The sequence below is a fragment of the Prosthecobacter sp. genome, from assembly GCF_044227185.1.
In the GTDB taxonomy this organism is placed as follows: Bacteria; Verrucomicrobiota; Verrucomicrobiia; order Verrucomicrobiales; family Verrucomicrobiaceae; genus Prosthecobacter.
Window position 1 is genome coordinate 629,361 of record NZ_JBGAFO010000001.1, and the last position, 9,515, is coordinate 638,875.

Genomic DNA, 9,515 nt, shown 5'->3' on the forward strand with positions numbered 1-9,515 from the left:
CAAGGCAGACTTTGCGGGCGCCCGCCGGCGCGGCAATCTGATGCCTCACGCTTCATTCACTTCCGCTTCCGCATCCGCGGGCATTTCCTCAAACAGGCCTCTCCACATCTCCACGTCTGTGCCGTCATCGACATCCCAAACCCGGAGCTCCTCCTTGCCTTGCTGCCGGAAGAAAAAGCCTGTGCTGCTGTCGTAACACGAGTAGGCGCTGTAGTAAAACGTCAGCACCTCACCTTCCGCGAATGAATCACGAAAGGCAGCAAAGCTCTGCCTCACGCGATAAACGTGACCCCGTTTGAACGGGCCGTCGTGCACAGTGCTGGCATTGGGCGGGAGACTCATTTTTCAAAAGGCCTTCATGCCGCGGTCATGCCACAGGCACCCCATCCATCACAAAGAACTGCGCCTCCGCCGCGCCCTCTCGCAGGCTTTTGGCGTGTCGGTACTCCTCCGAATGGAAGAACTGCTGCGCGGCCGCATACGTGGGAAACTCCAGAATCACCACGCGGTTCGTTTCCTGCGGCCCTTCGAGCGTCATCGACTCGCCCCCGCGCGCGATGAAGCGCCCGCCGTATTGCGCGATGATGCCCGGCGTCAGCTTCATGTACTCCGCATAGCGCGTCCAGTCCGTGACTTCGATTCGTCCGATGATGTAGGCAGGCATGGGTATGGGAGTTGGGAGGTGGAAAGGTTCGCGGGGGTGGTTATGCACCTGGCAGGCGCCGCTCAGTTGTCATCCAGATAAATATAGGAGCCGGGATACAGCGGGTAGTAATGCTCCGGGTAGACCACTTCTTCGTGGCCATCTTTCCCGCCGCCATGAAAGCCATGCCCGTGCGGAGGAATCTCTTCATCAGAGAGCACCAGGCCGTGGCGGGCGATGAGAGAACCGCCCCACACCAGCCTCATTCCCGTCAGCCTCTCCTGCTTGTCGAAGGAGCAGGAGGCATAGCTGGGCGCTCCCCACAGGGTGCTGACAGCGGCAGGGGGAAGATCGGCTTTCGTGAGTTCAACAAACCCTCCGCCACCCGCTTTGGCGGACTTCCTGGCGGCGGCTGCGCGCAGCTCCGCGATCACGGCGGGAGTGAACGTGGCACGGATGTGCGCCCGGCGGCCCATCTCGAAATAGCCATCGTCCCAGTACGAAGGCAGGCGCAGGAAGTACCAGCAGGCCGCCAGCGCGGCGCCGCGCATGAGCCAGCGCTGCCAGGCCGAGGCCGGAGTCCGGCAGGGCAGCAGCACCCACACCGCCGCCAGCAGGGTCAAAAAGCCCGGCAGGAACCACGGCGGCACGAGGAACAAAACCGCCCAGCGCCCGCCGGCATAAGCCGTGAGCGCGGTGAGCAGCGCGAAGCCTGCGAGGAAGAGGATGCGGCGCTTCATGGCGGAGCCGGATGATGGCTCTCGCGCGGGTGGAAGCAAGCCTCCGGTCCTCGCATCATGCCAAAAGACGCACGCCGTGACTTCTGCGCTCCGGGCGTAGGTCGGTTGTGTTTGGCGTCGAGAACGCATCAAGCTCCAACACCGCCTCCGCCAAACCGCCCGACTGCGAGGACGTTCGTACGCCATAGAGTTTGCAGCACGCTCGCAGACGGGCGGGGTTCGCCACACCCATCCTACGGCCCGCAGGCGCAGCCTCGATCACCCAGCCTTTTCCTTTTCCGCCGGACTCTGCATCAGCCACAAAATCGCCGCGGCGATGTCATTGTAAAACACACGGTGGTTCAAATCTCCAAACGCCAGCCGCGCGAGATACGCGATGGAAGTATTCGGCACCACGATGGCCACGCACAGCGCAGAATCCTTCAGCTCCGCGGAGAAGGACTGCTGCGTCAGCACGATCTCGATCGGCGGGCGCTCCAGTTCCAGCGCATCGTACAGCACCCGCGTGCAACGCGTGTCTGCCTGCAGGGCGATGACGCGCTGCTGGCACTCGCGGATGAGCTCCTCCGTGGGAATGCCGCGAATGCGCGCGACGATGATCTCGCCGACGAGCTCGACCCAGAGCTGGGAGGTGGGGTTCATGGGGGTAGGCTGCGTGGGTTCCGGAGTTCGTGCCCACGAACGGACCTGCGGGAAGCATGATCAGGTGTGGCGTTCATTGGGGGCGAGCTGGAAGTAACCGGACAAAACCTCAGATATGGCGTCTTGAAACTTGCCGGTGATATACTGGCCCCAGGTGCGCGCCGCCTGGCAGGTGCCTGCTGCTGGATCCGCCAGGAAGAGGTTCTGAATGATCGCCCATTGGTTGTCAAAACGGGCAACGTGCCGGGCGGGATCAATGCCTCTTTGAGCGAGGCCGGGGCCGATGATCACCACCTGAATGCCGATGCCCCATACCAGAGGAAAAAAGCCGCATTTAAAAGCCACGCGTTTGCGAAGCTGCCGCAGGTAGGCACGGAAATCTGCCGGAGGCTCATCCGGGGACACCACCACGATGGCCCGGTTGGTGTTCCAGGTCTGCCGTTTCAGAAGGAGGAGGGCATCGGGAATGGAGGCGATGCCATCCACCCGGACAAACCCGTGCTCGGTCATCGTCAGGGCCAGGTCTGACAGCAGTTCATCGTTCATGGGAGGCGGTGGCAAGGCACGCTGTCTGGATGCAGCGTCTTCATGCGCCGGACCTTGCCAGCAAGGCGGACACTTTCAAGAAATTAGCCGTGAGTCTGCATGGGCGCTAGGTACACCACGCTGCAGCCGGTGAAGAGCTTCCTCAATAAGTCGCGCATGAAGTGAGTCTGTTTATGTGCCCTGGGGCTCATGGAGCTTCCGCGCGGCCACCACGAAGTCGAGCCAGGCGAGGCGGCGCTGACACTCCGGGCAGACGTTGTCCCAGGTATGCTCCGGGGGTGGGTAGATCACACGGAGCAATGGGAAGGGACACGCAGCTCTCAACTTCCGCGGTGACACACCGAAATAGGCCGGATCGTAGGAAAGAAAATCAATCCAGCAAAAATTGCACAGCACGATGGGAAGCTTTCCGAACGCTTCGTACTCGGCGTATTGATGTTTGCCTTCACGCAAGTGCTGCAGTTCTTCCGGATGGTGGCCGCAGTCCATGCAGGGCGCCACCTCCCGCCGCTCAAGCGGGGAGAAGCACAGCGGGCATTGCGGTGGGTTTTTCATGCAAACAAGCTTGTCGTCGGTGCCGTAACAAGCCGCTGGTTGTTCGGCATTCCATCGAACATTTCATGCGTGGTCAGATCGAAAGGCAGTATTGAAGTGGTCGAAGCCGGCTGCTTCCATGTCGAAACAGGCTTTGCCGTGCATGAAGTCGAACAAGTCGGACCGTGCTTTGGCAGAGATCTCGAAGACCGAGGGCGTGAAGGTCATGTCGCGATGACGCCCGCGGGTCACGTAATCACGAAAAGCGTCTTTGCTGGCCAGCGCGGCAGTAGGGAGCTCGCTTAGAAGGACGTGGTTCTCCCCGACCCACATGCGCCATCCTTCGTGTTCATTGTTGGTTCGACGAAAGCTCATCCATGAAAGTGTAACCGCCAAAGCACGGCGGCTGCAAGACAGACATGGGAATCTGCTGGAAGGCCGCTCTTGTGCGCTGGGTGTGGCGGGGCGCTGATCGACGGGCAGGAGCGCCCATCGTACTTACACCAGATCCGCCCGCGTGAACGCCGCGACCACCGGATAGCCTTTCTCCTCGATCGCCGCGCGGCCGCCTTCGGAGCGGTCCACGAGGATGAGGGCGAAGGCGACTTTGCCGCCTTCTTCTTCGATGGCTTCGATGGCCTTCAGAGTGGAGCCGCCGGTGGTGATGACGTCATCGACGACGACGACGGGCTGCGTGGTGATGAAGTTTCCCTCGATGCGCTTGCCGCGGCCGTGTCCCTTGGCTTCCTTGCGCACCACAAAGGCCTGCACGGGCGTCGCGTCGCCCGCGATGCTGGAGCTCATGGCGACGGCGAGAGTGAGAGGATCCGCCCCCATGGTGAGGCCGCCGAGGGAGCCGATGCTGAGGCCGCGCTTTGCCTCTTCTTTGCGCAGCAGGTCATGCAGCACCCGGCCCACGAGCACGGCGCCGCGGGCGTCCAGCGTGGTGACGCGGCAGTCCACATACAGGTCGCTCTCCTTGCCGGAGGCGAGCGTGAATTTGCCGGTCTTGACGGACTTGGCTTTGAGAATTTTGAGGAGTTCTTCGCGGTCTTGTTCGAGGGACATACTCCGGCCAAATAAAGGGGCTGGCATGGAATGACAAGCGCTTTGCACCGCGGGATGCTGGCGCAGTGAATTTCCTATTGACCGCACAAGGCATTTCCCGGTATTTCTCGCAGCATGAAGTGGAAAATTTTCTTTGTGGGCCTCGGGCTGGCAGGCGGGACGGTAGGCGCATCAGCCAAGACACCGTCATGGTACGAACCGCGCGCCAGCGACCTGAGGCTGCAGGGCAGCTGCGCGGTGAGTGGCACGCGCATCTACTCCCTTCCGGAGCAGAAACTCGTCATCAATCCGAAGCTGCTCGCGGCCAGGACAGACTCCCTGGAGCTGTCCTTTGAAAAAGGCACCTCGGTCACAGCGACGGTGTTTGAAGTGGGCCCGGGCGGCAGGCTGATCTTTCGCGACTGCAACCTGAACCAGGTGTGTGTGATCTGCCAGCCTGGCGGAGAGGTGCGGATCGAGAATTGCGCGCTGATGCAGGCTTACTTTCCCGCCGCCGACCCCGTTTCCACAGAGCCTGGTTCCCCCACGCCGAAGATCGTGATCCAGGATTCCGTCATCAGCCATTCGCACATCGGCTCTCCTGTGGCCACGGGTCTGACGGCCAAAAACAGCCGTTTCATCATCTCAGAGCTCACCGCCACCCAGCAGGACGGCGCCAACACGGTCTCCAGTTTCAACGGCTGCGTTTTCTCCCAATGCACGCTGATGGCCGGCGAGGTGCTCATGTGCTCCTCCCAGTGTTGGTTCAGCCAGTGCGAGTACCCCGGTGAGTTTCCCCAGGATTTCGCGTCCTACCTGCCGAAGCCCGTGCTGGTGCAGGTGGCCTGGAGCGGCCTCGCGCCGGTGAGCCTGCCGAAGAAGGCGGGCATGGTGTTTTTTGAATCAATCGATGCGTCGTCCCTGAGTTCCGCAGGCACGCGGAGCGGCGGCCCTGAGCTGGCGAGCTCCGCGGCAGCGGGCCAGAACCTCACGGACGCCCTGAGCCTGGCCGATGTGAATGGAAGCATTGCCAAATACCCGTCCAGAATCACCTCCACCCCCAGCGCGCTCTCATCCACATCCACGGCCACACCCGTACAGGCGCCCACGGTGGTGGCGGCGGGGCTGAACTTCAAGGCCCGCCTCACCAGCGTGAACGGCCTGCTGATCCAGCAGCTGCTGTCCGGAGAGGAGGCGGGAATGGTCACCAAGATGAGCCTCACGGCGCTGCCCTCTCTCGGCAGCCAGCCTTCGGTGGTGAAGTTCAACCAGTCGGTGGGAGACGACATGCAGAAGGCCCTGGATGAGGTGAGCAAGTTCACGCAGCTCCGTCATGGCGGCCTGCCAGGCGGGCACACGGTGGAGGTCGGATTCGCGGACAAGTACGTGGCCAAGGACGGCCCCTCCGCCGCCGTGGCCTGTGCGCTGCTGCTGGAAGGGGCCATCACCGGGAAGACATGGGACCCCGCCTTTGCCGTGACGGGAGACATGAATGCCGACGGCAGCGTGCAGCCCATCGGCGGCGTGCAGGCAAAGATCCGCGGTGCCACGAAGGGCGCCTGCAAGCTCGTGGGAGTGCCGGTGAAAAATGAAAAATCGGTGCTGGATGTTTTGATTCTGGAGGGCCCGGCCCCGCTGGTGGGCATCACCGTCTTTGGCATCAAATCCTTCGACGAGGCGCTGCTGCTGGCGGGCTCTGAACGCCCGCAGGCGCTGCAGGCGGCCCTGACGGACTTTGACAACATGCGCACGGTGATGCTGCGGGACCCGCGCCAGATAGTGCCGCTGCTGCGCACGCCGCACGCCGCGCAGCGCCTCCAGGCGCTGCTGGCCGCCGCGCCCAACTGCTACTCCGCGAAGTATCTGCTGATGTACGTGCAGGGCCGCGCCCCGCGCACCCTGTCCATCGGCGGCTCCATCGAGGCTGCGCAGGGCAGCGCGGACGCCATCGTGTCTTCCATCGATCATGACGTGGACACGAACGTCTCCAGCCTCAAGGGAGACGAACTGGGCACCAGCCTGAACAAGCTGCGCACCCTGCGCCCGCTGCTGGACCCGCGCGTCTGGCCCTATGTGGACAATCTGACGACTTACGGCGATGTGATCCGCAGCGCACTGCTCAATCCCGTGCGCTCGGGCGCGCGCTACGTCGATCTCGTCACCAAAGCCAACAAAGCCGCCGCCGGCGCCAAGGCGGCCTATCAAAAGCTGATCAACGACGTTCAGGTGCGCGAAGAGCTGGGGCTGTAGGACCCCGAACTCTGGCTCCTGGCTTCGGAGCCCTCACATCGAGTGCTCTGGAGGAATGAGGCTTCCATTCAGCGCGGCGCAGGAAGACAGGATTCCCCATCAAGGCGTCCTGTGAGTCCTGTCATCCTGTCCAAATCGGCGGCCTGGGACCGCGACGAGTTCAATGGGTCTTTAGCTCCCAGCAGGTGGCAAAACACGAGGGCAGCGGGAAGCGCAGGCGGGAGCGCCTGCGCGGAACGGTCTGGCTTGGCGGAGTGCTGCGGGCTCGGAGGGCCCGCGCTCCAAAACGGGTTGCGACACGCCGTGCACCGTCCCGTTTTCAGACGCCGCCGCCTTCGGTTTCGGAAGCGTCGCTCTCAGTCTCGTTTTCCGCCTCGTTTTCGCCTCTGGTCTCGCTCTCCGGTTCTGTTTCTGTTTCTGGCGCTGCCTCTGCCTCCGGCTCCGATTCAGTTTCGGATTCCGACTCTGCCGCAGGCTCTTCACTCGTCGCTTCGGACTCGGGTTCTTCCTCCGCGACGGGCTCGTCAGACTCTGCTTCCGCGGCCTGTTCAGGCTCTGCTTCTGCGGCGGGCTCGGGCTCGGGTTCGGCTGCAGATTCGGCGTTTGTTTCTTCGCCGGCTGGGGCTGAAGCAGCAGCAGCAGCAGCAGCATCGGCTTCACCGGCCGGCGGTGCTTCCGCATTCGCATTCGCATCCGGCGCTGGCACCACGCCGTCCACCGTGAGGGTCACGCCCACGGCCTTCGCGGCGTCCGCAGCAGGACCGCCGAAGGCCAGCAGCGTGGCCACTTCGTCCTGCATGTCGGCGATTTCATCCAGGCGCAGCTCGGGATCCCGCACGATGAAGATCTCACCGGTCTTCTTGTTTTCGTAGAAGAGCATCTTCGCGCCATCCACCTCCTTCTCGGCGGTCTGCGAGAGCTGGCGTTTGCGCTCCAGCATCAGGGCCAGGATGTAGCGCGCGTTTTCCGTGCGCGGGTCGCCTTCCTCAATGAAGCGCTGCAGCAGGGCCTGCGCGCTTTCCTTCGGGGCGATCTCGGGCTTCGGCTCCACGAGGACCTTGTTGTAGATGGTCTTCCAGGAGGCCACGGGCTTGCGCTGCTCCAGCTCCTGCGGCCAGGCTTCGGCGCACACATCCCGCCGCACGTAGCCGTTTTCCTCCGGGTCGAAATAGATGGTGGTGTGGAAGCTTTCGCCGTCTTCAAAGGGACGGCCGGTGATGGCGCAGGCGTGCGCCCGACTGCGGATGGACCAGTTTTGCTGCATCAATGAATCAGTGAGGTTTAAAGTTGCAGGTTTGAAGTTTCAAGTGGCCGAGGCGCCCGGCACGGCGGCGCTGCGGTTGCGCGGGCGGGCGATCTGCGCGGCCTTCTTCTTGAAGAGGCGGAGCGTGAACGTGGGCAGGTCGCGGTTCTGAGAGCGGTAATGGAACAGCACGGCCCCGAGCGTGCCAAACAGCAGGTGCGGCATCCACACCGTGAGCCAGGGGGGCAGGTGGCCGCCTTTGCCGAGATTGAGGAAAAGATTGTTCATGAACATGAAGATGAAGAAGATGAAGACGCTGCCTGCAATGCCGCCCACCGAGCCGCGGCGGGAGTAGGCCACGCCCAGCGGCGCCGCCACCAGCACCAGCGCCATGGCCTGCCACGGCAGGGCAAAGCGGTGCCAGAGGTGCGTGCGGAAGGGGGCCAGCTTGTCATCCGCCGCCTTCGGGTGGGCGCGCAGGTAGGACACCAGCTCCGGCACGCTCATGAAGTCCGGGCGCAGCGCGTAGCTCACGAGGCTCCAGGGAGTTTCCTCGATGCCGGCCACCTCCAGCACACGCTGGCCGTTTTTGTCTTCCGGAAAGGAGCGGATGTCCGCCGCGCTGCCGTTTTTGTAGATCCATTCCTTGCCGTCGTAAAAACGCCATCCGGCGCGCGGGGACCAGCCCACCGCCGGCGCGATGATGGTGCGCCGGGGCTGCCCTTGGGCGTCCTCCTCACGAATCTGCACGCCGTGCATGCGCTCCTGGCCGCTGCGCATGGAGAAGGGAAAGGTGGCCACGTACCAGGTGCGGCGCGTCTGCTCATCATGAAACATGATGGCGGAGGCCATGATGGAGTCCGCCGCATGCACGCTCATGGCGCGGAAGACGGCCTCGCGGTTCCCCTCCGCGCGCGGAGCCCAGTAGTAGTTGGCCGCCATGTCCAGCATGCAGGCATAGACGCTGCACACGAAGATGGGGCGCAGCACCCGGGAGAGACTCTGCCCGGTGCCGAGCATGGAGATGAGCTCGTTCGCCTTTGACATGCGCGTCAGCGAGTACAGCACGGCCAGCAGCAGGGCCACGGGCAGGATCTGCGTGTACACAAAGGGAATCATCCCCAGGTAGAAGGTGATCACCCTCACCGCGCCGGATTTTGACTCCTGGAAGTCCTTCATGTTGTCCAGCAGATCCATGATGATCCACAGGGTGAAGAAGGACACGAAGCAGAACACCAGCGGATGGAGGAAGGTGCGCAGGGTGTAGCGCTCCAGAATGCCGATGCGCCGGTAGTAGTGCAGGGCAAACGGGGCCGAGAGAAACACCAGCGCGATGAAAACCAGCTTGAAGGCAAAGGCCACGGGCACCGGCGGCTCCCCGATCTCCGTCATGTGCGAATGCGCGATGTAGTCCACCAGATCGCTGGCGATGGCCCACACCGCCAGGGAGACGGAGGCCACGCTCACGGGAAACATGAGCCGGCGCAGGTCTCCCCAGCGCCGCCAGATGACGATGAGCAGCACCGGCACGCCCAGCCTGATCCACAGATTGAGATAGGGCAGCACCCGCGCCAGCACCAGGATGCCCTCCGGCACATCCATCTGGGACTGCTGCGCCTGCTGCACCGCGGCATCCACCGCATCATCCGGGTGGGTGCGGTGCCAGCCCATGAGCATGGAGATGATCAGCAGGGTGATGATCACGGCAAACGAACCCCGCCCGAGATAGGGGAGTTCACGCGCCTTTTGCCAGGCCTGCATCACACGTTGCAACCACTGCTTCATGCCGGAGGGGCCATGAGAGTCGGTGAGAGGGCCGGGTGCGTCAAGGCTGCACGGGCACCGGACCCAAAGAAGAAGCCCGGAGCGG

At 63.2% G+C, this 9,515-nt stretch carries 11 protein-coding genes; 1 reads left to right on the forward strand and 10 read right to left on the reverse strand.

What is annotated here, in order from left to right; all coding sequences use genetic code 11:
* Positions 1 to 45: 45 nt before the first annotated feature.
* The 8 genes from ACILSQ_RS02615 to pyrE all read right to left on the reverse strand — a co-directional run bounded on the left by ACILSQ_RS02615 (position 46) and on the right by pyrE (position 4,173).
* Complete coding sequence (locus ACILSQ_RS02615) at positions 46 to 342, reverse strand: hypothetical protein (RefSeq protein ID WP_395742021.1); 297 nt, start codon at positions 340 to 342, stop codon at positions 46 to 48.
* 25 nt (positions 343 to 367) lie between these two features.
* Complete coding sequence (locus ACILSQ_RS02620; RefSeq protein WP_395742022.1) at positions 368 to 664, reverse strand: DUF1330 domain-containing protein; 297 nt, start codon at positions 662 to 664, stop codon at positions 368 to 370.
* A 62-nt stretch (positions 665 to 726) separates the two neighbouring features.
* Positions 727 to 1,383, reverse strand: coding sequence for a hypothetical protein (locus tag ACILSQ_RS02625; RefSeq protein WP_395742023.1), 657 nt, complete (start codon positions 1,381 to 1,383; stop codon positions 727 to 729).
* Positions 1,384 to 1,641: 258 nt separating this feature from the next.
* Positions 1,642 to 2,025 (reverse strand): hypothetical protein, encoded by a 384-nt coding sequence (locus ACILSQ_RS02630; RefSeq protein ID WP_395742024.1) that lies wholly within the window; start codon positions 2,023 to 2,025, stop codon positions 1,642 to 1,644.
* Between the two features lie 60 nt (positions 2,026 to 2,085).
* Positions 2,086 to 2,571 (reverse strand): hypothetical protein, encoded by a 486-nt coding sequence (locus tag ACILSQ_RS02635; RefSeq protein WP_395742025.1) that lies wholly within the window; start codon positions 2,569 to 2,571, stop codon positions 2,086 to 2,088.
* A 171-nt stretch (positions 2,572 to 2,742) separates the two neighbouring features.
* On the reverse strand, positions 2,743 to 3,126 hold the full coding sequence (locus tag ACILSQ_RS02640; protein WP_395742026.1) for a hypothetical protein: 384 nt from the start codon (positions 3,124 to 3,126) through the stop codon (positions 2,743 to 2,745).
* 63 nt (positions 3,127 to 3,189) lie between these two features.
* Complete coding sequence (locus tag ACILSQ_RS02645; RefSeq protein WP_395742027.1) at positions 3,190 to 3,480, reverse strand: hypothetical protein; 291 nt, start codon at positions 3,478 to 3,480, stop codon at positions 3,190 to 3,192.
* A gap of 123 nt (positions 3,481 to 3,603) precedes the next feature.
* Positions 3,604 to 4,173 (reverse strand): orotate phosphoribosyltransferase, encoded by a 570-nt coding sequence (pyrE, locus tag ACILSQ_RS02650; protein ID WP_395742028.1) that lies wholly within the window; start codon positions 4,171 to 4,173, stop codon positions 3,604 to 3,606.
* A 114-nt stretch (positions 4,174 to 4,287) separates the two neighbouring features.
* Here pyrE and ACILSQ_RS02655 point away from each other — a divergent pair, with 114 nt between their 5' ends.
* Positions 4,288 to 6,402: a S16 family serine protease gene (locus tag ACILSQ_RS02655; RefSeq protein ID WP_395742029.1), complete on the forward strand. Its 2,115-nt coding sequence runs from the start codon at positions 4,288 to 4,290 to the stop codon at positions 6,400 to 6,402.
* A 319-nt stretch (positions 6,403 to 6,721) separates the two neighbouring features.
* On the opposite strand, the gene ACILSQ_RS02660 is transcribed toward ACILSQ_RS02655, so the two are convergent.
* Together ACILSQ_RS02660 and ACILSQ_RS02665 are read right to left on the reverse strand one after the other, a co-directional pair.
* The gene (locus ACILSQ_RS02660) at positions 6,722 to 7,666 is read right to left on the reverse strand and encodes a hypothetical protein (protein WP_395742030.1); all 945 of its coding nucleotides are present in this window, start codon (positions 7,664 to 7,666) and stop codon (positions 6,722 to 6,724) included.
* Positions 7,667 to 7,705: 39 nt separating this feature from the next.
* Complete coding sequence (locus tag ACILSQ_RS02665) at positions 7,706 to 9,430, reverse strand: LptF/LptG family permease (RefSeq protein WP_395742031.1); 1,725 nt, start codon at positions 9,428 to 9,430, stop codon at positions 7,706 to 7,708.
* Positions 9,431 to 9,515 lie beyond the last annotated feature (85 nt).